Here is a 22,942-nt window from a genome sequence, read left to right as displayed (position 1 = left end):
CATCACCTTGTCGATGCTCGCTCTCGCCTGGCTCGCCGGGACGAAAACCGAAGCGGTAAAGGGGGAATCGGAACCGATGATCAGGGCATGATCGGCTACACGGTACCCGAGATCCGCCGCCTACTCGTGTATCTGATCCTGCGACACGCCCACCCCGACGAGCACGTCTGGTCCTGGTCACACTGGCGCAGACGCCGACAACACCAGGCCCGCATCTGTCATTACCGAACCCGCGGCCACCTGCCATAAGTGCCGTTGCAGTACTAGGCCCGACCGTCAGGTCGGCGCGCCGACCGACGCCGTCTTCGTGAGCAGGCCGGCGAGTTGCCCGTAGCCGTCCGCGCGGGCACTGGACGAGCGGAACACGAGGCCGATCGTGCGGCCGGGTGCCGGAGCCGCGAAGCGGGCGGTCGCGAGCGGCCCCCGTCCCGTCTCCACCTTGACGGCGCATTCCGGCACCAGGGTCACGCCGAGTCCGCCCGCAACGCACTGCACCACCGTCGACAGCGACGTGGCGCGGGTGTCGCCCGCCACCGGGTGCGCGTCGACGGAGCGGCACAGATCGAGGGTCTGGTCGCGCAGGCAGTGCCCCTCGTCGAGCAGCAGGAGGGGAAGCGCGTCCAGCATCTGCGGCGAGACGTCGGTGCGACCCGCCAGCGCGTGCCCCTCCGGGACGACCATCACGAAATCTTCTGTGTACAAAGGAATGTCGACGAGTCCGCTGACACCGCTCGGCAACGCCAGCACCGCGACGTCGAGCGCGCCCACCCGTAACGCCTCCAGGAGTCGCGCCGTCTGGTCCTCGATGACCTGCGGCTCGAGGGCGGGCATCTCCGCGCGCAGCGCCGGCAGCAGGGCAGGCAGCACGTACGGGGCCACGGTGGGGATCAGCCCGATACGCAGCGGTCCGGCCAACCGGTCGCCGACACCCGCGGCCGTCGCGACGAAACCGTCCGCGGCCTCGAGGATGACCTTGGCCTGACCGAGGAGCCGCTCCCCCGCCGCGGTGACGAGGACGCGACGGGTGCTGCGCTCGATGAGCTGCACGCCGAGCCCGTTCTCCAGGGCGGCCAGCGACTGCGACAGTGTGGGTTGACTCACACTCAATCGTGCTGCTGCCGTGCCGAAATGGCGGTATTCCGCGACCGCAACGAACGCACGCAGCTGCGACAGTGTGGGTTGATAACTCTGATCAGCCATGCCTATCAGTTTAGCGTTATCCATCACCGCCGCCTTTTGACCCGGGGCCGCTGGCGACCACTCCACGGTCGACGCACTTCCTCGAGGTCGACGAGCGATAGGGTGCGTCAATGCCCATCCACGTAGACGTCGTCCGGGTGTTCACCGACGACAAAGGACGCCACGGCAATCCGCTCGGCATCGTCGACTCCTCGGCCGTCCCGCCCGAGGACCGGCAGTCCGTCGCCGCCGCACTCGGATACAGCGAGACGATCTTCGTCGACATCCCCGGATCCGGTGACGAGCACGCGCGCGCGCAGATCTTCACCCCCACCACCGAACTGCCCTTCGCCGGACATCCCACCGTCGGGCTGTCCTGGTGGCTGCACGAGCGCGGCGCGGCGGTCAACACGCTCGACGTGCCCGCGGGCCCCGTCGCCACCCGCCGTTCCGGCGCCATCACCTGGGTGCGTGCCCGGCCCGAGTGGGCACCCGAGTTCTCGCTGTACCCCATGAACAGCGTGCGCGAGGTTCAGGCAGCCGACCCGAAGAAGTTCGGTGCCGGACACCACTATCTGTGGGCCTGGACCGACAAGGTCGAGCATTCGATCCGGTCGCGAATGTTCGCCCCGGACATGGGCATCACCGAGGACGAGGCCACCGGAGCCGCCGCCGTCCGGATCACCGCACACCTTCGGCACGCACTCCTGATCACCCAGGGCAAGGGATCCGAGCTGCGCACCACCTACGATCCCGCCGGCTGGATCGAGGTCGGCGGACGGGTCGTCCCCGAGAAGTCACGCACCCTCTGACGACGGCCGCCGGCCTCGCCCCGCGGTGAGGTCGGCTTCGCTCAGGGTCACCTCGATCTCCCGGCCCAGCGTCACCCCCGGAGCGAGGGGGAGCCTGTCGCCGCTCCAGAACTTGCCGGGGTCGTACCAATTGGTGCGCCTGCGCCCGCTGATCAGACCCATCTCCTCGTACGTCTGCGCGACCACCTCGGCGCAATAGGCGCTTTCGAGGCTGCCCGACTTCTCGTGCCGGCGCCCCGTCCCCGGCAGGCGCCCGCCGAACCACCGTGACGCGAGTTTCGCGGTGGACGGGAACGGGGTTCCGTCGAGCCGCGCGATCGTCCGCAGCAACGCGTCCTCCTGCTGCGACGTCGCGGGTTCGGCGAGCTGGCGCAGCCATCCCCGCTGCCCGTACCGCGCACCCCACACCTGGACCGCGGCGCGCAGGTCGTGGAGTTGCACACCGCGCTGGAAGCGTCCCGTCCACATGTCCTGCAGCGAATGTCCGAGTTCGGCGTGCCACATGAGCGGCGGGAGGTCCTCGAGGACCACCGACATGCCGACGTGGTTGACCGGACTGTTCGTCAGCGTCTGAATCGCCCTGTCCGCCGGAGACTCTCCGCGGAAGATCCAGATGTCGCCGGTGCGGGTGACCTCGACCGCGGTGTCGAGGTCGATGGTGGAACCGTGTCGTCGTGCGTCCGTGTGCCGTGGCGCGTCCATGGGCCCTAGCCTAGAAGGATGCGACCTCGTGGCAGGCAATGGTGGAAACTTCTCGGACTTGCCGGTGTGGTGGGTGTCGCCGCGACCGGGGTCGTCGCGGTGCGGGCGGATCGGCAACGCAAGGCGTACACGCCCGACGAGGTTCGGGCGCGTCTCCACGAGCGCTACACCCGCGCGTACGCGGCGCACGACGGGCAGAAGGAGATCGATCTGACCCCGCCCACCTGGCGGGACCGGGTCACCGGTGCCGTGCGCCGCTTTCGCAGGCGGGGCACCGGGACCGATCAGCCCAGGGCCCGGCGGATCCCGTCCGCGAGCTGAGCGACCTGCTCGTCCGTCATCACGAACGCCGGCGAGATCTGCATGGCGCCCTGACCGGCGGCGCGCCCCGAGATCCCGTGTTCACGCAACGTGTTCACGAACGGGAGCGCTTCCGCCGGATCGGCCAGCTGCACCGCCGCGACCGCACCGAGACCGCTGCGCACCTCCTCGACCCGCGGGTGGTCGGCGAGGGGTGCGAGGTGCTCGTGCAGTGACGACTCGAGCCGCTTCGACTCCGCCAGCAGGTTCTCGCGCTCGATGATGTCGAGGTTGGCGAGAGCCGCCGCGGCGGCACCCGCGTGCCCACCGTAGGTGTAGCCGTGTCGCCACCAGACCCCGCCGGCGAAGAACGGCTCGGCCACGCGCGGGGCGATGAACACCGCACCCATCGGGACGTACCCGGAGGTGAGCCCCTTCGCGGTCGTCATCATGTCGGGCTGCAGATCGAATCGCGTCGACGCGAACCACTCGCCACCGATGCGGCCGAATCCCGTGACCACTTCGTCGACGACGAACAGGATGTCGTGCTCGCGGCAGATGTCGCGGACCTCCGCGAGGTAACCCTCCGGCGGCAGGTAGACCCCGCCCGCACCGATGACGGGCTCGCAGAAGAACGCGGCGATCGTGTCGGCACCGATCTTCTCGATCAGTTCGAGCAGGCTCTTGGCATCGTTCCAGGCGACGGTGGCGGCGTCGGCCATCAACTCACCGTAACCCTCACGGTTAGCGGGAATTCCCGCCAGCGCGGTGCCCGCCACGTGCATCCCGTGATAGGCCTTCTGGCGGCCGACCACGATCGTCTTGGACGGCTTGCCCATCTCGTGCCAGTAGCGGCGGGCGAGCTTGGCCGCCGTGTCCACGGAATCCGAACCACCGGATGTGAAGAAAATCTTGCTGCCCGGCACCGGCGCGATGGTCGCGAGACGATCTGCCAGGGTCGCGGTGGTCTCGGGTACGAAGTCACCGAAGTTCGAGAAATGGGCCATTGTCCGCAACTGCTGTGCGACGGCGTCCGCGATCTCAGCACGACCGTGCCCCACGTTGGTGAACCACAGACCGGCCGTCGCATCGAGGTAACGGTTGCCTCGGTCGTCCCAGATGTACGCGCCCTCGCCGCGGGACACCACGAAGGCACCCTTCTGTTCCACCGCACCCATGTCCGCGAATCCGTGCCACAGTGCCGACGCCATGCTCATCCCTTCGTGAAACCCCGCCCGAAGGCGACTATGCCACGACGCCTCGCAGAGGATCGTGCCGCGTCACTTCTCCGCCAGGGCGGTGGGGTGTGGCTGGGTGTCGATTCCCGGTATCCCGCGACCGCGGATGGACGCGCCCGCCGTCTCGGCCACGAAATACAGCGCGACGAGGCCGATCGCGCACGCAGCCATCATGTAGAACGCCGGCATCAGTGTGTTGCCGGTCCATTCGATGAGTAGTTCGTTGACTGCGGGGGCCGTGCCACCGAACAGCGACGTCGACACGTTGTACGCGATGGCGAAACCCGCAAACCGCACATGCGTCGGGAACATTGCCGGGAACGTCGCCGAAATCGTGGACAGCTGCAGGACGTACAGCAACCCGAGCACCGAGAATGCGAGGACTGCCCATCCGAAACCCTGACGCATCAGCAGGTACATCGGGACGGCGAGCACGATCAATCCCACAAGCGAGCCGTACCACAACGGTTTTCGGCCCACCCGGTCCGACAACCCGCCTGCGAACGGAATGACCGCCATCATGACGAGCTGTCCGACGATGAACAGGGTCAGCGACGCGGTGGACGTCAGGCCGATCTGTGTCTCCAGATACGTCGGCATGTAACTGAGCAGGGTGTAATTGGTGACGTTCAACGCGATGACGAGGCCGCCGAGCAGCAGCAACGGCTTCCAGTACTCGGTCACCAGGTCCTTGAACTCGTGGGTCGTCCCCGGCTCAACCTCGCCCTCCGCGTCCAATTCCCGGAACACGGGTGTCTCCTCGAGCTTGGTGCGCAGGTAGAGGCCGATCAGACCCATCGGTCCCGCGATCAGGAACGGGATACGCCAGCCCCAGGTGGACATGAACGGATCGGAGGAAAACGACTCCACCACCAGGACCACGATCGCACCGAGCGCGTAACCGCCGAGGGTGCCGAACTCGAGGAAACTTCCACAGAAACCGCGCTTGCGATCCGGCGAATACTCGGCCATGAACGTTGCCGCGCCGCCGTATTCGCCGCCGGTCGAGAAGCCCTGGATCATGCGCAGCAGCACCAGCAGCAGAGGCGCCCAGAAACCGATGACGTCGTATCCCGGCACGAGGCCGACGCAGAACGTCGCACCCGCCATCAGGATGATCGTCAGTGCCAGAACCTGGCGGCGTCCGAGCCGGTCACCCAGTGGACCCCACACGAGGCCGCCGAGCGGTCGCACGACGAACGACACCGCGAACACGAGCAGGGCGTAGAGGGTGGCCGAACCGGTGTCGCCGGGGAAGAACGCGGCCGAGATGTACGACACGGTGAACGCGTAGACACCGTAGTCGAACCATTCGGTGGCGTTGCCCATCGCCGACGCCGCGATCGCGCGACGGAGAACACCTGGTGGGAGGGTTTCCTGCTCGGCTGGCGAACTCGCAGATGCCATTGATCCCGCCTCCTGGGGCCGGTTTCGCGTTCACTCATTGTGGCCCGAGTGGCACGTGTTGTCGCGCGTTTGCCGTTTACAGACACGGCGCGGAGGCGCGCCCGAGCCGTCCCCGTGACGGTGTGCGATCTCCGGCGCGCGGGTATCCACAACCCATGACCAGCCGAATCATCGCCATCGCCATCGACTGCCGTGACGCGGAATTGCTGGCCCGATTCTGGGGCGACGCCCTGGGCTATCCGTCGACCCGCCGATGGAAGGACTCGTACGGGCTCGAGTACGTCGAATCGAACGCACCGGGGTCCCCGTCACTGGTGTTTCAGCCCGTCGACGACCCGAAGTCCGGGAAGAACCGCCTGCACCTCGACATCGCGCCGTCGTCCGGATCCCGGGACGAGGAGGTCCGGCGGCTTCTCTCGCTCGGCGCCCGCCGGCTGGGCGACGACCCGAACGTCCCCTGGGTGGTTCTCGCCGACCCCGAGGGCAACGAATTCTGCGTGCTACCGGAACGTGGGGCCGACGACGGGACGATTGCGTGAGCCTCGCCACCAGGCGGCGGGCCCGCCGTGGGCGATCCAGTGCCGTGCGTGGTCGACGTAGTCGGTGATCGCTCGGACCCACTCGTTCCAGGCACTCGGTGTGGGAAGAGTTTCGACGGAACGGGTCAGGAGACGATCGATCGCATCCGAGACGAGGTCTGCGCGTTCCAACTGCACCATGTGCCCAGCGCCTGGCACCTTCACCAGTTCCGTGTCCGGCAACTCCCCGGCGATAGCCTTCGAATACCGGAATGGGGTCAGGAGGTCACGATCGCCGCACACGATCAGTGTCTCGATCGGTGCCAGCAACGGCACGGCCGCCGTCTCGTCGTGATTCTTGAACGACGGCAGGAAATCGACGAGTGTCTTGAGGGACGTGTCGTTGATCATCTGCTCGGAATGCCACATGATGGCCGGGCTGATCCTGCGGTCGCCGAAGGACGCCGACCTCAGGATCGGCGCCAGCACCCTCTTGCTCGCGCCGCGACCGCTCTGCACCACGCGCGGCAGGTGCCGGGCCGCGGTGCTGAATCCGGCGACGACCGGCGTGTTGAGGGTACGCGCGAGTCCCACGTCCCCCAGCTTCTCCGCGGCGGTGGCGATCAGGCCCACCCCGACGATGCGGGAACCGATCAAATCGGGATGCTGCCCGACGTACGAGAGGACGGCCATGCCGCCCATGGAGTGGCCGACCAGCACGATCGGCCCCTCGGGCACGAGCGCCCGGATCACGGCGTCCACGTCCCGCGCGAGATGCGGGATCGTGCACGTGTCGCGGCGCGGCACCCCGGAATTGCCGTGCCCCCGTAGGTCGAAGAACACCATGCGGATCGTGGAGCCCCATGTCTCCTCGAGTTGGACCCGCTGGAAGTGCCACCCCGTCATCCGGTTGCAGAAGCCGTGAACGAACACCACCGTCAGGGGGGCGAACGCCGGGCCCACCTCGCGCACCGCGAGCGGCACTCCGTCGTCGGCGGCGACCACACTGCCGCGGTCGCGGCTGAGCAGGTCGAAAGTCTCGCCTGCGAACTCGTCGAACATAATCTCCCAGCCGTTGCCGAAGTCACGGAGGATCCCGCGGACGCCTGTCCAGTGGAGGATAGCGCGGCCCGCGAATCGTACGCGCGCAACTTCGCCGCTACCGTTCCTCCCCGTACCGGCGGCGCGCACCGAGACGTCCCACCGCGTTCACGGCGAGCGCCATCAACGCCATCGCCAGCAACAACACGACCGCCGTGACGGCGAGCTGGAGGTACCCCTGCTGTCGGGGATCCAGGAAGGGATACGGGTACCAGCCGGCGATCGGACCCCGCATCAGGGAATAGGCGCCGTACACGGCCGGGAACACCAGCCAGCTGAGGCTCTGCGCGTCGGAGATCCGCACCCGGGACGGCGCGATCACCCAGTCGAGCAGCAGGACGAGCGGCAGCAGGCGGTGCAGCGCCGTGTTGATCCAGTCGTCCTGCAGCATCACGTCGATGTTCGCCAGCAGCACCGCGTACACGATTCCGGTGATGACCATGTACAGAGTCGTCGCACCCCGGAACAGCTGCCAGCCCCGCGACTGCGGATTCCGGATCGCGCCGATCAGGAGGACGACGACGGCGAGCATATTGCTCTCGATGGTGAAGTAGCTGAGGTAGTTGGCCAGTGAGAAGTCACCGCTGCCTGCGCTGCGGAGCGGAATCCACAGCAACGCGATCAGTCCGTAGACGGCGAACACCGCCCGCAGAACCCGAACGACCCTGTGACCTCGCAGGTCCGTGACGACGGCAGCGTCCATGCGCCGATATTCGCATACGGGCGGGCGCGGCACAGGGCGATCCACCGGGTTGGCTAGGCTGGGGTCCAGCATGTCCACCACAGCACCCAGCCGGCGGGAACTGAAGAACAGCCTCGGCGAACTCACTCTGCGCGACGAACACCGGCTCCGCCGGCGACTCGACCGTGCGCGTACACCCGAAGCCCTCGCGTCCCTGTCGGACGAGATCGCCGCCGCACGCGGACGCATCACACGAAGACTCGACAGCGTCCCCGTCATCGACTACCCCGACTCGCTGCCGGTCAGCCAGCGCCGCGACGACATCGCGAAGGCGATCGCCGAGAACCAGGTCGTCATCGTCGCCGGCGAGACCGGATCCGGCAAGACGACGCAGATCCCGAAGATCTGCCTCGAACTCGGCCGTGGTGTCCGCGGCCTCATCGGACACACCCAGCCCCGCCGTCTCGCGGCGCGGACCGTCGCCGAACGGATCGCCGAGGAACTCCGCAGCGAACTCGGTGAGACCGTCGGCTACACCGTGCGATTCACCGACCAGGTGTCGGACGGCACGCTGGTGAAGCTGATGACCGACGGAATCCTGCTCGCCGAGATCCAGCGCGACCGGATGCTGCGCCGGTACGACACGCTGATCATCGACGAGGCCCACGAACGCAGCCTCAACATCGACTTCATCCTCGGATACGTGAGGCAGCTCCTCCCCCGCCGGCCCGATCTGAAAGTGATCATCACGTCGGCCACGATCGACCCGGAACGCTTCGCGCAGCACTTCGCCACCGACGGGGTGCCCGCACCGATCGTCGAGGTGTCCGGGCGCACATTCCCCGTCGAGATGCGGTACCGCCCACTCACGGTGGAAGTCGGCGACCAGACCTTCGACCGCGACCCCGTCGACGCGGTGTGTGAGGCAGTCGAGGAGCTCTCCGGCGAGGGCGAGGGCGACATCCTGGTCTTCCTCTCCGGCGAACGGGAGATCCGCGACACTGCCGACGCGCTGCGCGACCGCAGGCTGCGCGGCACCGAGATCGTGCCCCTGTACGCCCGCCTGTCGGCGGCGGAACAGCACAAGGTGTTCACGCCGCACACCGGGCGGAGGGTCGTGCTGTCGACGAACGTCGCGGAAACGTCCCTCACCGTGCCCGGCATCCGGTACGTCGTGGACCCGGGAACCGCCCGCATCTCCCGCTACTCGGTGCGCACCAAGGTGCAGCGTCTGCCGATCGAACCGATTTCGCAGGCGTCCGCCCGCCAGCGTTCGGGACGTTGCGGCCGTGTGGCCGAGGGCATCTGCATCCGGCTCTACTCGGAAGAGGACTTCGAGGCGCGGCCCGTGTTCACCGAACCGGAGATCCTGCGCACCAACCTCGCATCCGTCATCCTGCAGATGACGGCGCTCGGCCTCGGCGACATCGCCGCGTTCCCGTTCCTTCAGCCGCCCGACCCGCGGGCCGTCCGCGACGGCATCGGCCTGCTCGAGGAACTCGGGGCGATCGAGCGGCAAACCCAGAACGAGCGGCCCGTCCTCACCCCGGTCGGACGCGAACTCGCGCAGATCCCCGTCGATCCGCGCATGGCCCGGATGCTCGTCGAGGCGCACCGGAACGGCTGCCTGTCCGAGGTGCTGGTCATCGTCTCCGCCCTCTCGATCCAGGACGTGCGGGAACGTCCCGCCGAGTTCCAGCAGGCGGCGGACGAGAAGCACGCCCGGTTCACCGTGGAGAACTCCGACTTCCTCGCGTTCCTCGAACTGTGGAAGTACCTGCGCGAGCAGCGGAACGATTTGTCGTCCAACCAGTTCCGGAAAATGTGTCGAAACGAGTTCCTGCACTGGCTGCGCATCCGCGAGTGGCAGGACCTGCACGGTCAGCTCCGGCAGATCACCCGCGGACTGGGCTGGGACACCACCGACACCCCGGCAGGCGAGGCGGCGATCCACCAGTCCCTCCTCGCGGGACTGCTGTCGCACATCGGACTGCGCGAGGGTGACAAACGAGACTTCCTCGGGGCCCGCGGAAGCCGATTCGCGATCTTTCCAGGCTCGAGCCTGTTCAAGAAGCCCCCGCGATGGGTCATGGCCGCCGAGCTGGTCGAGACGTCGCGGCTGTGGGCGCGGATGTCGGCCAGGATCGAACCCGAGTGGGCGGAGAAGCTGGCGCCGCACCTCGTGAAACGCACCTACTCCGAGCCGCACTGGTCGTCGAAGCGCGGCGCCGCGATGGCCTACGAACGCGTGACGCTGTACGGGATCCCGCTCGTCGCCCGGCGTGCGGTCACCTACAGCACCATCGACCCCGAGACGTCCCGGGACCTGTTCATCCGCCACGCTCTGGTGCAGGGCGAATGGCAGACGCAGCACAAGTTCTTCCACGCCAACCGCGCACTCCTCGAAGACGTCGAGGAACTCGAGCATCGCGCCCGCAGGCGCGACATCCTCGTGGACGACGACACTCTCTACGACTTCTACGACCAGCGCGTCGGCCCGGAAGCGGTCTCCGCCCGGCATTTCGACTCCTGGTGGAAGGCCGCCCGCCGCAAGAATCCCGACCTGCTCACGTTCACCCAGGCGACGGTCGTCAACGCCGAGTCGGCCGCAGTACTCGGCGGCGAATACCCCGACGCCTGGCGTCAGGGCGACATGCAGTTCCCCCTCACCTACCAGTTCGAGCCCGGCACCGAGGACGACGGCGTCACCGCCCGCATCCCGATCGCGTTGCTGGCAGGCCTGCGCCCGGTCGGCTTCGACTGGCTGGTCCCCGGCATGCGCGTCGAACTGGTTACCGCCCTGATCAAGACACTCCCGAAGACCCTTCGCCGACAGGTGGTTCCGGCACCGGACTACGCGACCGCCGCGCTGGCCGCCGTGAAACCCCGCTCCGAACCGCTCGCCACGGCGATGGCACGCGAATTGTCGCGGCTCGGCGCCTGTCGCATCGACCCCAAGGACTTCGACGTCACCGCGCTCCCTGACCATCTGCGCATGACGTTCGCTGCCGTGGACGAGAAGGGCGCCGTCCTCGGCCGGGACAAGGACCTCGTGTCGCTGCGCAAGTCGCTCGCTCCCCGCGTCCAGGTGGAAGTGGCGAAAGCGGCCTCGAACTCGGAGCGGCCGCCTGCACTCACGTGGACCCCCGCCACCCTCGGTTCGCTCGAGGCCACCGTGACACGCGAACTCGGCGGCCAGAAGGTCACCGGCTACCCCGCCCTGGTCCCGGAGGGTGACGGTGTCGCCGTCCGCGTGCTCAGCACCGCCGCGGCGCAACGAGGCGCGATGCGCGCCGGAACGCGCCGGCTGCTCCTCGCCGCCGTTCCCACCCAGGCGAAGACGGTCACGTCCGGCCTGAGCAACGCACAGCGATTGGCGCTCGGGCAGAACCCCGACGGCAGCCTCGACGCCCTGATCGACGACTGCCGCAACGCCGCCGCGAACCAGCTGATCGTCGCGCACGGCACTCCGGTGCGCACACCGCAGGAATTCGACGCCCTCGTGGCGACGGCGCGCGCGGCGATGGCCCGGAATGTGGCGGTGCTCCTGCGACTGGTGTCGCCGGTACTCGAGGCGGACCATCGGCTCGCCGTCGTGCTGGACCGTGCCACCGGTGAGGCCGCCGACGACGTGCGGGAACAACGGCAGTCGCTGCTGTTTCCCGGATTCGTCGCCGACATCGGTGCAACACGCCTCCGCGACCTGCCCCGCTACCTCGCCGCCGCGGTGGCACGTCTCGAAGCCCTTCCCGCGAGCGCACCGCGCGACCAGAAGGGGATGGACGTTCTCGACCGGGTGTACGCCGGATACGAACGCATGCTCGCGGGTCTGCCGGAAGAACGACAGCACTCACCCGAGGTCGATGCGATTCACTGGATGATCGAGGAGCTGCGCGTCAGCCTGTTCGCTCAAACGCTCGGGACACCGATCCCGGTCTCGGAGAAGCGCGTGCTCAGTGCCATGGAGAAGGTGCGCTGACGCGCGGGGCCATGGAGAAGGTGCGCTGACGCGCGGGGCCATGGAGAAGGTGCGCTGACGCGCGGGGCCATGGAGAAGGTGCGCTGACGCGCGGGCCATGGAGAAGGTGCGCTGACGCGCCGGCTCAGGCGTCGTCTCGGGACTCGCGATGTTCGCGTAGCTCTTTGATCTCGCGCGCGAAGTCCTCGGCGGAGCTGAACGACCGGTACACGGACGCGAAGCGCAGGTACGCCACCTCGTCGAGATCACGAAGCGGACCGAGAATGGCGAGGCCCACCTCGTTGCTCGGGATCTCCGCGGACCCCGACGCCCGGACCGCGTCTTCGACCTGCTGGGCAAGAAGATTCAGTGCGTCATTGTCCACCTGCCGGCCCTGGCAGGCGCGTCGCACACCCCGCACCACCTTCTCCCGGCTGAACGGCTCGGTGACACCACTGCGCTTGACCACCGACAGGACGGCGGTCTCGACGGTGGTGAATCGGCGACCACACTCGGGGCACGAACGGCGGCGACGGATGGCCTGTCCTTCGTCGGCTTCTCGCGAATCGACCACACGTGAATCGGGGTGCCGGCAGAACGGGCAGTGCATGGCGATTCCTTCGTCGTAGCCGTCGTGGCCGCAACTGTTCGCCTCCCCCGATGGCGAACCGACGAAAACGGATTCACGCAGCGGATGCACGATCTCGACGCGACCACACGAAGTGGTGGGACTGACAGCATCCGAGACTACTCGGCCGGCCGATGGGACAGTCATGCAGAGCCACCCCCGTCACCGGGTAGAGGACGACGGGACGATCAGACTCTGGCCCGGGTGGAGCGCCGAATTGGACATGGCATTCAGCTCCATGATCCGCTCGACCACCTGTGCCACCGGCAATTCCGGGGAGATCCGCGCCGCGACCGCGGCCAGGCTCTCCCCCTGCTGCACCTGCACGACCTCCGTGGCCGCCGAGTTGCTCACACCGTCGGTGGTGGCCAGCTGAGCCACCCCGACGAGCCCGCACAACACACCCGCGGTGATCACGACGCTCGCGAGCACCATCCGCCAGCCGACGTCGTTCGCCCCGCGCGCGTGATCGGCGCGGGAGACACCGGCGTGGGTGGGCCGGTACGCGACGGCGCCGGACGACGGACGTCGCAGCTCGCCGTCGGTGCGACGCCGAGGCTCGGTCCGGTACGACCGTGCGGCCCCGGAACGGACGACACCCCGTTCGAGTGCCTGCCGGTTCAGCACTGCCTGCCGATGGAGAACTGCGTTGCTCATCGGTACCTCCGCTGCTCGTATCCGTTGTCGTATCCGCTACCGCCCCGGTCGGCGTCCGACCCCGCCGGGTGTTCGATCACGCGTTCGAAAGAACACATGTTCGATTTCTACCACGGCACTCCGACAATGTCTCTACTTCTCGCGACACGTGTCGAACAGATGTTTGAAACTCCGAGGAAAGCGGGATAGATTCGTGTCACGCGGCACAGCAGTCACATGCGACCCATACCGAGAAGATCCACATACAGACGGAGGCACCTCGCCATGAAGGACGACAGCTCGACCGACGGTTCGACTCCACGTGTGAGCGGTGGCTCCGCCGCCGGGTTGACCGACCGGCAGCGCCGCGTCCTCGAGGTGATTCGCACGTCCGTGAACGAGCGCGGATATCCGCCGAGCATCCGCGAGATCGGCGACGCCGTGGGGCTCACCTCCACGTCCTCCGTCGCTCATCAGCTGCGCACGCTGGAGCGGAAGGGTTTCCTCCGCCGGGATCCCAATCGTCCGCGCGCCGTGGACGTGCGCGGTCTCGACGAGGTGGCGGCGGGAGCGGCAGCGAACGCGAGCGCCGCCGTCGGGCTGGCCGCGGTCAAGTCCGGCGCCGACGGCGCCCCCCTGCCGGAACCCGCGTTCGTCCCGGTTCTCGGCCGGATCGCCGCCGGTGGCCCGATCCTCGCCGAGGAAGCAGTCGAGGACGTCTTCCCCCTACCCCGTGAACTGGTGGGCCAGGGCTCGCTGTTCCTGCTCAAGGTCGTCGGGGAATCGATGATCGATGCCGCGATCTGCGACGGCGACTGGGTCGTGGTCCGTCAGCAGAACGTGGCGGACAACGGAGACATCGTGGCAGCGATGATCGACGGCGAAGCCACCGTCAAGACGTTCAAGCGCACCGAGAACGAGGTGTGGCTGATGCCGCACAATCCCCTGTTCGATCCGATCCCCGGCAACGACGCAGTCATTCTGGGCAAAGTCGTCACGGTCATGCGCAAGATCTAGTCACTGCCGCTTGCAGACACGAGGAGGCCCCACGGCGATTGCCGTGGGGCCTCCTCGCATCCACCCCGGATACGCAGGTCGTGCCTCGTCAGAGATTGAGGCCGCGACCGATGATTTCCTTCATGATCTCGGTGGTACCGCCATAGATGGTCTGGACACGAGAATCCATGTACGCCTTGGCGATCGGGTACTCCTTCATGTATCCGTAGCCGCCGTGCAGCTGCAGGCACCGGTCGATCAGCCGGACCTGCGCCTCGGTGGTCCACCACTTGGCCATCGCCGCTTCCTGGACCGACAGCTTCTCGTCGTTGAGCAGTTCGATGAACTTGTCGACGAGGACTCGGACGGCCGTTGCCTCGGTGGCGAGTTCGGCGAGCACGAAGCGGGTGTTCTGGAAGCTGCCGATCGACTTGCCGAAGGCCTTCCGGTCGCGGCAGTACTGGATCGTCATGTCCAGTGCCGATTCCATTGCGGCCGCGGCCACCACTGCGATCGACAGCCGCTCCTGGGGAAGGTTCTTCATCAGGTAGAGGAAGCCCATCCCCTCCTCGCCGAGAAGGTTGGCGGCGGGAATACGGACGTCGGTGAAGCTGAGTTCCGCGGTGTCCTGCGCCTTCATCCCGATCTTGTCGAGGTTGCGGCCGCGTTCGAAGCCCGGCATGTCCCGTTCGACGACAAGGAGGCTGAATCCCTGCGCCCCCTTGTCGGGATCGGTACACGCGACAACGATGACGAGGTCGGCGTTGATGCCGTTGGTGATGAAGGTCTTGGAACCGTTGAGGACCCAGTCGTCGCCGTCGCGCACGGCGCGCGTCTTGATGCCCTGCAGGTCGCTGCCGGTGCCCGGTTCGGTCATCGCGATGGCCGTGATCAGCTCGCCCGACGCGAAGCCGGGCAGCCAGCGCTGCTTCTGCTCCTCGTTGCTCAGTTCGAGCAGGTACGGCGCGACGACGTCATTGTGCAGGGTGAAGCCGATGCCGCTGTATCCGCCGCGGGTGGTCTCCTCGGTGACGATCGCGTTGTACCGGAAGTCGCGCACGCCGCCGCCGCCGAATTCTTCCGGCACGGCCATACCGAGGTAGCCCTGTTTGCCGGCCTCGACCCACAGGCTGCGGTCGACGATGTTCTGCTCTTCCCACTTGGCGTGGTTCGGCTCGGCGTGCTGTTCGAGAAACTTGCGGTACGACTCCCGGAACAGTTCGTGCTCCGGTTCGAACAGGGTGCGCTCCACGCCGACTCCTCGTATCAACTATCCGGGTACGTCTCGTTCGACGGTAGAGGCGAGGAACTATGTGGTGAATGACCCAGGTGATCGGGATTCGTGACCCATCCGGTCACAGTGTCAGGGCTTGCGGAACCGCGCGAGCGAGCGCATTACCGGGTAGGCGACGAGGATGCCGACCGAACCCCACGCGATGCCACCGAGTTCCACGGATCCGATCGTCAGCGTGAGGTCGCCGATGCCGGCGACGAGCGCCGCGGCGACCACGGTGAGGTTCACGGGGTCGGTGAAATCCACCTCGGCGTCCATCCAGATGCGCACACCGAGGACGCCGATCAGTCCGTACAGCACGAGGGTGGCGCCGCCGATGACCCCGTTCGGCACGGTGAACACGAGGGCTCCGAACTTCGGTGAGAACGCGAGGACCACGGCGGTGCCGGCCGCGACCCAGTAGGCGGCGGTGGAGTAGACCCGCGTCGCGGCCATCACTCCGATGTTCTCGGCGTAGGTGGTGGTTCCGGAGCCGCCGCCGAATCCGGCGAGAGTGGTGGCCAGCCCGTCCGCGACGAGAGCGTCGCCGGCGACGTCGTCGAGCGAACGACCCGTCATGGCAGACACCGCCTTGACGTGGCCGACGTTCTCGGCGATCAGGACGATCACCACCGGGAGGGTCAGCGCGATCACGGACCATTCGAACGTCGGTCCCCGCAGTTCGGGGACGCCGAACCAGGCCGCATCCCGCAGCGCCGTCACCCGCTCCTCGGCGAGCCCGCCGATCACGGCGGCGAACACCCAGCCGACGACGACACCGACGAGGATGCCGAGACGGCCCAGCAGTCCCGGACCGAGCACTGTCACGAGCAGGATCGCCAGCAGCGTCACCCCGGCGATCAGCGGTTGCGATTCGAACGAATCCACCGCGGTGGGCGCGAGATTGAGCCCGATCAGGGCGACCACGGCGCCGGTGACGACGGGCGGCATGACGGCGTCGATGACCCGCGATCCGGCCAGCTTCACCGCGATACCCACCACGAGCAACAACAGACCCGCAGCGGCGACACCGCCGAGTTGCGCGGCGGGACCGGAACTCTGCGACGCCGTCAGCGGCGCGATGAACGCGAACGACGACCCGAGATAGCTGGGGATGCGGCCGCGGGTGATGAGCAGGAACAGGGCCGTCCCGATACCCGAGAACAGCAGTGTCGTCGTGACCGGAAACCCGGTGATCGTCGGCACCAGGAGGGTGGCGCCGAACATCGCGATGACGTGCTGCATCCCGATTCCGACCGTGCGCGGCCAGGTGAGGCGCTCGCCGGGAGCGACCACCTCACCCTCACCGATCCGCCTGCCGTCGCCGTGCAGCGTCCACCCGAACACCCGCGTGGGAGTGGACGGGCCGGCAGAGCCGCCGGGGGCGTCGGTTTCTTCTTTCGTCACAGTTCGCCAATAGTAGGCACGATCTGGGAGGTTCGCGCCTTCGGGACCGGATCCCGTCGCAAACCGGGACTACGCGCCCAGCACCCGTACCGCCGCGGCGCGCGCCTCCGTGGGATCGCTCGTGGCGAGCACGTCCTCGGCGGCACGACGGCAGTCGTCCAGCGTGACCGATTCCACCTTCGCCCCCACACCGGACACGGCAGCACCCGCGCAGGACAGCGACGTGACCCCAAGTCCGATCAGCACGCAGGCGAGCAGCGGGTCGGCGGCCGCCTCGCCGCAGACGCCGACCGGTTTGCCTGCCGCGATGCCCGCCTCGGCCGTGCGGGCGACGAGCGCGAGGACCGCCGGTTGCCAGGGGTCGGTGAGCGACGCCAGATCGGAGGACATCCGATCGGCGGCCATCGTGTACTGCGCAAGGTCGTTCGTGCCGATGGACAGGAAGTCGACGTGGCGCAGGAGACGGTCGGCCAGAAGCGCGGCGGCCGGTACCTCGACCATCACGCCGGGCACGAGTCCACGAGCGCGGACCTCCGCCGCGAAGGATTCGGCCTCGGCGGGAGTCGAAATCATCGGTGCCATCACCCACGGGTGCGACTGCGTCTGCTTCGCCGCGGCGGCGACGGCGTCGAGTTGCCTGCTGAGGATGCCCGGGTTCTGTTCGGCGATCCGGATTCCGCGGACCCCGAGCGCCGGGTTCGCTTCCTCGGCGTGGTTGGCGAAGCGCAGCGGCTTGTCCGATCCCGCGTCGAGGGTCCGGATCACGACTTTCTTTCCGGCGAACGCGTCGAGCACCTCGCCGTAGATCTCGGCCTGCTCGTCGACACCGGGCTCGGAATCTCGGTCCAGGAAGCACAATTCGGTGCGGAACAGTCCCACGCCGGCGGCAGCCGTCGCGCTCGCCGACCGCGCACCGGCCCCGTCCTGAACGTTGGCCAGAATCGATACGGAATGTCCGTCGCTCGTGCGGCCGGGACCCTCCCACGACTGAATGCGGACCCGTTCGGCGCGGCCGTGTTCGACGGCGGCGCGGGCCTCGACGGGGTCCGGTTCCACCACGAGTTCGCCCGCCGAGCCGTCGAGGAGGACGGGGGTGCCCGATCCGACGGATTCGAGGTCACGAACCGCGACGACACACGGGATTCCCAGCTGCCGCGAGATGATCGCGGTGTGGCTCGTGGGGCCGCCGAGGACGGTCACGAGTCCGACGATCAGCTCGGGATCGAGACCGGCGGTGTCGGCGGGCGCGAGGTCCTGGGCACACAGGATCGACGGTGTCGTCGGCACGGGGATGCCGGGTTCGGGCAGGCCGAGGAGTTCGGACACGACGCGGTCCCGGATGTCGCGCAGGTCGGTCACCCGTTCGGCCATCAGCCCGCCCATCTTGGTGAACAGGGTGGCGAACTGTTCGGTGGCCTCGGCTGCCGCTTCCTCGGCCGGGGTTCCACCGGCGATCAGCTTCTGCGCGGCACCGAGCCAGCCGCGGTCGGCCGCCATCGCCGCGTTCGCCTGCAGCACCTCGGCTGCGGCGCCGGAGACGCTCGCCGCACGGTCGCGCAGTCGTTGCGACACCACGGCGGCCGCTTCCTCGAAGCGGACCTTCTCCGCGTCGCGCGACGCCTCGTCGATCCGGGCCGATCCGGGCGCGACCTCCGGCCGCGGAGCCGGCCAGATCACCGGCGCGTAGGCAATGCCCGGTACCACCGGCGTACCTCGCACGATTTCACGGTCTTCGGTCATCGGGTCCTCCTGGCCGGCTTGTTCTGCTTCACACAGTCGGAAATGCGAATCGACTATGTGACGGAGATTACTCTCAACTCTTGACATGTCAACACACTCGGGCGTAAAACAACATGACACAACATTTCGTGTGATGCAGACCATAACGGATCACGTCACCGAACACTTCACCGACGAGAACAGGAACGGGGTCACGGTGTATCCGGAAGAACGCCAGCAAGCGGTCACGACGCTGATCTCGCAGCGGGGACGCATGTCGGTCGCCGACCTCTCCGACACGTTCGGCGTCACCACCGAAACCGTGCGCCGTGACCTCGCGCTTCTCGAGCGTCTCGGCCACATCCGCCGCGTGCACGGCGGCGCGGTGCCTGCGGGGTCCCTCACGGTCACCGAGCCCGGCATGACGGAGCGCGATCACACCCGCGCCGAGCAGAAGGACCGGATCGCCAAGCGCGCCGCCGCCTACCTGCCGCCGTCCGGTGGCAGCGTGCTGTTCGACGCGGGAACCACGACGGGGCGCATCATCCCGGAACTCCCGTCCGATCTGGACCTCACCGTCATCACCAACTCCGTGCCGATCGCAGCCCGGCTCGCGGGACTCAATTCGGTGACGCTCCACATGCTGGGCGGCCGGGTGCGCGGCATCACGCAGGCCGCCGTCGGCGAGGAGGCGCTGCGCATCCTCGACGTCCTCCGCGTCGACGTCGCGTTCATCGGCACCAACGCGCTCAGCGTCGGCCACGGCTTGTCCACACCGGACACCGAGGAGGCCGCGGTCAAGCGCGCGATGGTCCGGTGCGCCAACCACGTCGTCGTGGTCGCCGACTCGTCGAAGGTCGGCCGGGAGCACCTCGTGAGCTTCGCCCCCATCCACAGCGTCGACATCCTCGTCACCGACGCCGACATCAGTTCCGCAGACCGAGCCCACTTCCACGACCAGGGAATCGAGGTGGTGATCGCATGATCGTCACGCTGACCGCCAATCCGAGCATCGACCGCACCGTCAACCTGGCGGGGCGCCTCGAACGAGGAACCGTCCTGCGCGCGGCCGCCACCCACAGCGACCCCGGAGGCAAAGGCGTCAACGTCGCCCGCGCGCTCACGTCGGCGGGTGTCGCCGCTGTCGCCGTACTTCCGGGCAACGAGGGCGACCCCCTGCTCACCGCCCTGTCCGAGCACGGGATCGAGCACGTGACCGTGGCGACGTCCGGTCCGGCGCGCACCAACATCACCATCACCGAACCCGACGGCACCACCACCAAGGTCAACGAACCCGGCGTCGCGATGACGGCCGAGTCGCTCGCCGATCTGCAGTCGGAGATCATCGAACGCGGCTCGCGGGCCGAGTGGGTGGTGCTGTCCGGTTCCCTTCCCCCCGGCATTCCCACCGACTGGTACGCCACGCTCGTCGAGGCACTGCGCTCGGCGTCGTGCCGGGTCGCCGTCGACACATCGGACGCCCCGCTGCTCGCGCTCGCGGAACGGTTCCCCGCGGCCGCCCCCGACCTCGTGAAACCGAACAGCGAGGAACTCGCGCAGCTCACCGGCGCCGACGGGCAATTGCTCGAGGAGTCCGCGCTGCGCGGAGACCCGACAGCCACCGCCCACGCCGGCAGGCAACTCGTGGACCGCGGGGTCGAAGCCGTCCTCGCCACGCTCGGCGCCGCGGGTGCGGTTCTCGTGACAGAGGCCGGCGCCTGGTGGGCCACGCCACCACCGATTGTCGCCCGCAGCACCGTCGGCGCCGGCGACTCGTCGCTGGCGGGCTACCTGGCAGCGCACATGTCCGGTGCAACGCCCGCGGACTGCCTCCGATCCGCCGTCGCCTACGGCAGCGCGGCGGCAGCCCTTCCCGGCACCACCCTGCCGACCCCCGAACACGTCGACATCGACGCCGTCACTGTCACCGCCCTCAGCTCCCCCGCCCCCGATCCGGCCTGAACCAGAAGGAAACACCATGTCTCACTCGACACCCGCCCGCGATCCGGGGCCGCAGATCATCAGCGAAGATCTGATCTCCCTGGACACCGACCTCGGAGCCTCCAAGGAGGACGTGATCTCCGCGCTCTCCCGGCGTCTGGCCGACGCCGGTCGCGCCACCGAGGCGGACGCTCTCCGCGACGCCGCACTGGCGCGTGAATCACAATCGGCGACAGGACTTCCCGGTGGGATCGCGATCCCCCACTGCCGTTCCGAAGCAGTTGTGGCGGCGTCTCTCGGATTCGCCCGGCTCGCCCCGAAGGTCGACTTCGGCGCCCCCGACGGACCCGCAGATCTGGTGTTCCTCATCGCCGCGCCCGAAGGTGCCGGCGCGGAGCACATGAAGCTGCTCTCATCGCTCGCACGGGCACTGGTGCGCCCCGCCTTCGTCGGGGCCCTCCGCGATGCGAAGACCCCCGCCGAGATCGTCACCCTGGTGAACGACGTCCTGGCACCCGCACCCGCCGCCGCACCGGCGGCCGCGGCTCCCGCCGCCGCAGCACCCGCGGCGGCCGCCGCTGCAGCTCCGAAGCCCGAGCCTGTCACCCCGGAGAAGGAACCCGAGCCCGAAGAGGGACCGAAGCACATCGTCGCGGTCACGGCCTGCCCGACCGGCATCGCCCACACCTACATGGCCGCCGACTCCCTCGTCGCCGCCGGCGAACGCGCAGGCGTCGTCGTCCACGTGGAGACGCAGGGTTCGAGCGGAAGCACGCCGCTGGCACCCGGAGTGATCGCGGGCGCGTCGGCCGTCATCTTCGCCACCGATGTCGGGGTGAAGGGCAAGGAACGCTTCGCAGGCAAGCCGGTGGTGGCGTCGGGCGTCAAGCGCGCCATCAACGAGCCCGACACCATGATCACCGAGGCACTGCGCGCGGGCATGAACCCGTCCGCGGCCACCGTGGACGCGGGTAGCGCCGGCAGCGCGGCGGACGAGCCGGCCGGATCGATCGGCTGGGGCACCCACCTGCGCCAGGTGCTGCTCACCGGTGTCAGTTACATGATCCCGTTCGTCGCCGCCGGCGGTCTGCTGATCGCCCTCGGCTTCCTGCTCGGCGGATACGAGATCTCCGGTCCTGCGGAGGACATCGTCCTCAGCAACTCCCTCGGCCAACTCCCCGACGGTGGCCTGGCGACGTACCTGGGCGCGGTGCTGTTCCAACTGGGTTCGCTGGCGTTCAGCTTCCTCGTGCCCGCTCTGGCCGGTTACATCGCCTTCGCCATCGCCGACCGGCCCGGCCTGGCACCGGGCTTCACCGCGGGTGCCGTGGCGGTCTTCGTCGGCGCCGGATTCATCGGAGGCCTCGTCGGTGGTCTGATCGCCGGTGTGGTCGCGCTGTGGATCAGCCGGATCCCGGTTCCCCAATGGTTGCGCGGCCTGATGCCGGTGGTGATCATCCCGCTGTTCGCGACTCTGATCGTCGGCGCCCTCATGTTCCTGGTCCTGGGCCGTCCGCTCGCTTCGATCACGTCGGGCCTGACGAACTGGCTCAACGGTCTGTCCGGCAGCTCTGTCATCTTCCTCGGCATCATCCTCGGTCTGATGATGTGCTTCGACCTCGGTGGCCCGGTGAACAAGGCCGCATACGCATTCGCGGTGGCCGGCCTCAACGTCAACGATCCCGCCTCGCTGCGGATCATGGCGGCCGTGATGGCTGCGGGCATGGTCCCGCCGCTGGCGATGGCTCTCGCGTCGACCGTCCTGCGTCCCAGCCTGTTCAGCGAGGCGGAACGTGAGAACGGCAAGGCGGCGTGGCTCCTCGGCTCGGCGTTCATCTCCGAAGGTGCCATTCCGTTCGCCGCCGCCGACCCCCTGCGCGTCATCCCCTCGATGATGGCCGGCGGCGCCGTCACCGGCGCCCTGATCATGGCGTTCAACGTCACCCTCAGCGCACCGCACGGCGGAATCTTCGTCTTCTTCGCCATCGGCAACCTGCTCTGGTTCCTGGTGGCGCTGGCCGCCGGTGTCGTCGTCGCCGCACTGTGCGTCGTCGGCGCGAAAGAATTCATCAAGCCCGGCGCGTCCGACGCCGAACTCGACCCCGACGTTGCGACAGTCGCAGCGTAAGAGAAACAGATCGACCCGCTCGCCCCGCATCAACCCCACCGACAGAGGAGAGAGTCCATGCCCAGCACCACAGTCGCCGTCGGTTCGTCCATCGGCCTGCACGCCCGTCCCGCCGCCGTCATCGCCGAAGCGGTTGCCGCCGCCGGTGTGCCCGTCACGCTGGCCGTGGCGGACGGCGAACCCGTGGACGCCGGTTCCGCACTGCTCATCATGACGCTCGGCGCCACCAAGGGCACCGACGTCACGGTCACCAGCGACGACGCCGACGCCGTCGAGAAGGTGGCCCAGCTGGTGGCGGCCGACCTCGACGCCTGACC

Annotated in this window: 20 protein-coding genes; 9 read left to right on the top strand and 11 right to left on the bottom strand. The window is 68.2% G+C overall.

Features of this window, described 5'->3' with window-relative positions:
* Positions 1–276: 276 nt before the first annotated feature.
* The gene (locus ACFVJ3_RS01760) at positions 277–1,200 is read right to left on the bottom strand and encodes a LysR substrate-binding domain-containing protein (protein ID WP_378450391.1); all 924 of its coding nucleotides are present in this window, start codon (positions 1,198–1,200) and stop codon (positions 277–279) included.
* A 110-nt stretch (positions 1,201–1,310) separates the two neighbouring features.
* Between ACFVJ3_RS01760 and ACFVJ3_RS01755 the strand changes: the two genes are divergently transcribed.
* Positions 1,311–1,991, top strand: coding sequence for a PhzF family phenazine biosynthesis protein (locus tag ACFVJ3_RS01755; protein ID WP_378450390.1), 681 nt, complete (start codon positions 1,311–1,313; stop codon positions 1,989–1,991).
* Here the strand turns inward: ACFVJ3_RS01755 and ACFVJ3_RS01750 are convergent.
* Positions 1,977–2,693 (bottom strand): hypothetical protein, encoded by a 717-nt coding sequence (locus tag ACFVJ3_RS01750; RefSeq protein ID WP_378450389.1) that lies wholly within the window; start codon positions 2,691–2,693, stop codon positions 1,977–1,979. The two genes, ACFVJ3_RS01755 and ACFVJ3_RS01750, sit on opposite strands and share 15 nt — an antisense overlap.
* 18 nt (positions 2,694–2,711) lie before the next feature.
* On the opposite strand from ACFVJ3_RS01750, the gene ACFVJ3_RS01745 reads away from it, so the two are divergent.
* Complete coding sequence (locus tag ACFVJ3_RS01745) at positions 2,712–3,014, top strand: hypothetical protein (protein WP_378450388.1); 303 nt, start codon at positions 2,712–2,714, stop codon at positions 3,012–3,014.
* On the opposite strand, the gene ACFVJ3_RS01740 is transcribed toward ACFVJ3_RS01745, so the two are convergent.
* Positions 2,978–4,210 (bottom strand): aspartate aminotransferase family protein, encoded by a 1,233-nt coding sequence (locus ACFVJ3_RS01740; RefSeq protein ID WP_378450387.1) that lies wholly within the window; start codon positions 4,208–4,210, stop codon positions 2,978–2,980. The two genes, ACFVJ3_RS01745 and ACFVJ3_RS01740, sit on opposite strands and share 37 nt — an antisense overlap.
* 63 nt (positions 4,211–4,273) lie before the next feature.
* Entirely contained in the window at positions 4,274–5,638 is a 1,365-nt protein-coding gene (locus ACFVJ3_RS01735; RefSeq protein ID WP_378450386.1) for an MFS transporter, read from the bottom strand.
* Positions 5,639–5,793: 155 nt separating this feature from the next.
* On the opposite strand from ACFVJ3_RS01735, the gene ACFVJ3_RS01730 reads away from it, so the two are divergent.
* On the top strand, positions 5,794–6,177 hold the full coding sequence (locus tag ACFVJ3_RS01730) for a VOC family protein (protein WP_378450385.1): 384 nt from the start codon (positions 5,794–5,796) through the stop codon (positions 6,175–6,177).
* On the opposite strand, the gene ACFVJ3_RS01725 is transcribed toward ACFVJ3_RS01730, so the two are convergent.
* Both ACFVJ3_RS01725 and ACFVJ3_RS01720 read right to left on the bottom strand, forming a co-directional pair.
* The gene (locus ACFVJ3_RS01725) at positions 6,139–7,218 is read right to left on the bottom strand and encodes an alpha/beta fold hydrolase (RefSeq protein WP_378450384.1); all 1,080 of its coding nucleotides are present in this window, start codon (positions 7,216–7,218) and stop codon (positions 6,139–6,141) included. The genes ACFVJ3_RS01730 and ACFVJ3_RS01725 overlap by 39 nt on opposite strands.
* A 97-nt stretch (positions 7,219–7,315) precedes the next feature.
* Positions 7,316–7,960: a Pr6Pr family membrane protein gene (locus ACFVJ3_RS01720; protein WP_378450383.1), complete on the bottom strand. Its 645-nt coding sequence runs from the start codon at positions 7,958–7,960 to the stop codon at positions 7,316–7,318.
* 70 nt (positions 7,961–8,030) lie between these two features.
* On the opposite strand from ACFVJ3_RS01720, the gene hrpA reads away from it, so the two are divergent.
* Positions 8,031–11,918: an ATP-dependent RNA helicase HrpA gene (hrpA, locus tag ACFVJ3_RS01715; RefSeq protein ID WP_378450382.1), complete on the top strand. Its 3,888-nt coding sequence runs from the start codon at positions 8,031–8,033 to the stop codon at positions 11,916–11,918.
* Between the two features lie 124 nt (positions 11,919–12,042).
* Here hrpA and nrdR read toward each other — a convergent pair whose 3' ends face one another.
* Positions 12,043–12,507 carry a transcriptional regulator NrdR gene (gene nrdR, locus ACFVJ3_RS01710; protein ID WP_015890458.1) on the bottom strand — a complete coding sequence of 155 codons (465 nt, stop codon included), beginning with the start codon at positions 12,505–12,507 and terminating at the stop codon, positions 12,043–12,045.
* Positions 12,508–12,687: 180 nt separating this feature from the next.
* Entirely contained in the window at positions 12,688–13,182 is a 495-nt protein-coding gene (locus ACFVJ3_RS01705; RefSeq protein ID WP_378450381.1) for a LysM peptidoglycan-binding domain-containing protein, read from the bottom strand.
* Between the two features lie 264 nt (positions 13,183–13,446).
* Here ACFVJ3_RS01705 and lexA point away from each other — a divergent pair, with 264 nt between their 5' ends.
* Entirely contained in the window at positions 13,447–14,178 is a 732-nt protein-coding gene (gene lexA, locus ACFVJ3_RS01700) for a transcriptional repressor LexA (protein WP_378450380.1), read from the top strand.
* 88 nt (positions 14,179–14,266) lie between these two features.
* Here the strand turns inward: lexA and ACFVJ3_RS01695 are convergent, their stop codons facing one another.
* The 3 genes from ACFVJ3_RS01695 to ptsP form a co-directional block, all read right to left on the bottom strand.
* Complete coding sequence (locus ACFVJ3_RS01695) at positions 14,267–15,409, bottom strand: acyl-CoA dehydrogenase family protein (protein WP_378450379.1); 1,143 nt, start codon at positions 15,407–15,409, stop codon at positions 14,267–14,269.
* 111 nt (positions 15,410–15,520) lie between these two features.
* Entirely contained in the window at positions 15,521–16,837 is a 1,317-nt protein-coding gene (locus ACFVJ3_RS01690; RefSeq protein WP_378450378.1) for a uracil-xanthine permease family protein, read from the bottom strand.
* A gap of 69 nt (positions 16,838–16,906) precedes the next feature.
* Positions 16,907–18,577 carry a phosphoenolpyruvate--protein phosphotransferase gene (ptsP, locus tag ACFVJ3_RS01685; protein WP_378450377.1) on the bottom strand — a complete coding sequence of 557 codons (1,671 nt, stop codon included), beginning with the start codon at positions 18,575–18,577 and terminating at the stop codon, positions 16,907–16,909.
* 196 nt (positions 18,578–18,773) lie between these two features.
* Between ptsP and ACFVJ3_RS01680 the strand changes: the two genes are divergently transcribed.
* From ACFVJ3_RS01680 to ACFVJ3_RS01665, 4 genes are read left to right on the top strand one after another with little or no spacing between them, the layout of a single operon-like run.
* On the top strand, positions 18,774–19,541 hold the full coding sequence (locus ACFVJ3_RS01680) for a DeoR/GlpR family DNA-binding transcription regulator (protein ID WP_378450411.1): 768 nt from the start codon (positions 18,774–18,776) through the stop codon (positions 19,539–19,541).
* Positions 19,538–20,518 (top strand): 1-phosphofructokinase, encoded by a 981-nt coding sequence (gene pfkB, locus ACFVJ3_RS01675; RefSeq protein WP_378450376.1) that lies wholly within the window; start codon positions 19,538–19,540, stop codon positions 20,516–20,518. The genes ACFVJ3_RS01680 and pfkB overlap by 4 nt, the downstream gene beginning before the upstream one ends.
* Positions 20,519–20,534: 16 nt before the next feature.
* On the top strand, positions 20,535–22,625 hold the full coding sequence (locus tag ACFVJ3_RS01670; RefSeq protein WP_378450375.1) for a fructose-specific PTS transporter subunit EIIC: 2,091 nt from the start codon (positions 20,535–20,537) through the stop codon (positions 22,623–22,625).
* A gap of 57 nt (positions 22,626–22,682) precedes the next feature.
* The gene (locus ACFVJ3_RS01665) at positions 22,683–22,940 is read left to right on the top strand and encodes an HPr family phosphocarrier protein (RefSeq protein ID WP_005261132.1); all 258 of its coding nucleotides are present in this window, start codon (positions 22,683–22,685) and stop codon (positions 22,938–22,940) included.
* The last annotated feature ends 2 nt before the right edge of the window (positions 22,941–22,942 follow it).

Origin of the sequence: Rhodococcus sp. NPDC127593 (assembly GCF_042671975.1) — a bacterium.
In the GTDB taxonomy this organism is placed as follows: Bacteria; Actinomycetota; Actinomycetes; order Mycobacteriales; family Mycobacteriaceae; genus Rhodococcus_F.
Note: the sequence above shows the minus strand (reverse complement) of the source record. Positions and strands in the feature narration are given on the sequence as shown.

What these genes read in the sequence shown, in the direction of transcription:
- lexA (WP_378450380.1), top strand. Translation starts at nt 13,447, where the DNA reads ATGAAGGACGACAGCTCGACCGACGGTTCGACTCCACGTGTGAGCGGT.
- ACFVJ3_RS01720 (WP_378450383.1), bottom strand. Translation starts at nt 7,960, where the DNA reads ATGGACGCTGCCGTCGTCACGGACCTGCGAGGTCACAGGGTCGTTCGG.
- ACFVJ3_RS01705 (WP_378450381.1), bottom strand. Translation starts at nt 13,182, where the DNA reads ATGAGCAACGCAGTTCTCCATCGGCAGGCAGTGCTGAACCGGCAGGCA.
- ACFVJ3_RS01730 (WP_378450385.1), top strand. Translation starts at nt 5,794, where the DNA reads ATGACCAGCCGAATCATCGCCATCGCCATCGACTGCCGTGACGCGGAA.
- ACFVJ3_RS01760 (WP_378450391.1), bottom strand. Translation starts at nt 1,200, where the DNA reads ATGGCTGATCAGAGTTATCAACCCACACTGTCGCAGCTGCGTGCGTTC.
- ACFVJ3_RS01665 (WP_005261132.1), top strand. Translation starts at nt 22,683, where the DNA reads ATGCCCAGCACCACAGTCGCCGTCGGTTCGTCCATCGGCCTGCACGCC.
- ACFVJ3_RS01735 (WP_378450386.1), bottom strand. Translation starts at nt 5,638, where the DNA reads ATGGCATCTGCGAGTTCGCCAGCCGAGCAGGAAACCCTCCCACCAGGT.
- ACFVJ3_RS01725 (WP_378450384.1), bottom strand. Translation starts at nt 7,218, where the DNA reads ATGTTCGACGAGTTCGCAGGCGAGACTTTCGACCTGCTCAGCCGCGAC.
- nrdR (WP_015890458.1), bottom strand. Translation starts at nt 12,507, where the DNA reads ATGCACTGCCCGTTCTGCCGGCACCCCGATTCACGTGTGGTCGATTCG.
- ACFVJ3_RS01670 (WP_378450375.1), top strand. Translation starts at nt 20,535, where the DNA reads ATGTCTCACTCGACACCCGCCCGCGATCCGGGGCCGCAGATCATCAGC.
- ACFVJ3_RS01740 (WP_378450387.1), bottom strand. Translation starts at nt 4,210, where the DNA reads ATGAGCATGGCGTCGGCACTGTGGCACGGATTCGCGGACATGGGTGCG.
- pfkB (WP_378450376.1), top strand. Translation starts at nt 19,538, where the DNA reads ATGATCGTCACGCTGACCGCCAATCCGAGCATCGACCGCACCGTCAAC.
- ptsP (WP_378450377.1), bottom strand. Translation starts at nt 18,577, where the DNA reads ATGACCGAAGACCGTGAAATCGTGCGAGGTACGCCGGTGGTACCGGGC.
- hrpA (WP_378450382.1), top strand. Translation starts at nt 8,031, where the DNA reads ATGTCCACCACAGCACCCAGCCGGCGGGAACTGAAGAACAGCCTCGGC.
- ACFVJ3_RS01745 (WP_378450388.1), top strand. Translation starts at nt 2,712, where the DNA reads ATGCGACCTCGTGGCAGGCAATGGTGGAAACTTCTCGGACTTGCCGGT.
- ACFVJ3_RS01750 (WP_378450389.1), bottom strand. Translation starts at nt 2,693, where the DNA reads ATGGACGCGCCACGGCACACGGACGCACGACGACACGGTTCCACCATC.
- ACFVJ3_RS01755 (WP_378450390.1), top strand. Translation starts at nt 1,311, where the DNA reads ATGCCCATCCACGTAGACGTCGTCCGGGTGTTCACCGACGACAAAGGA.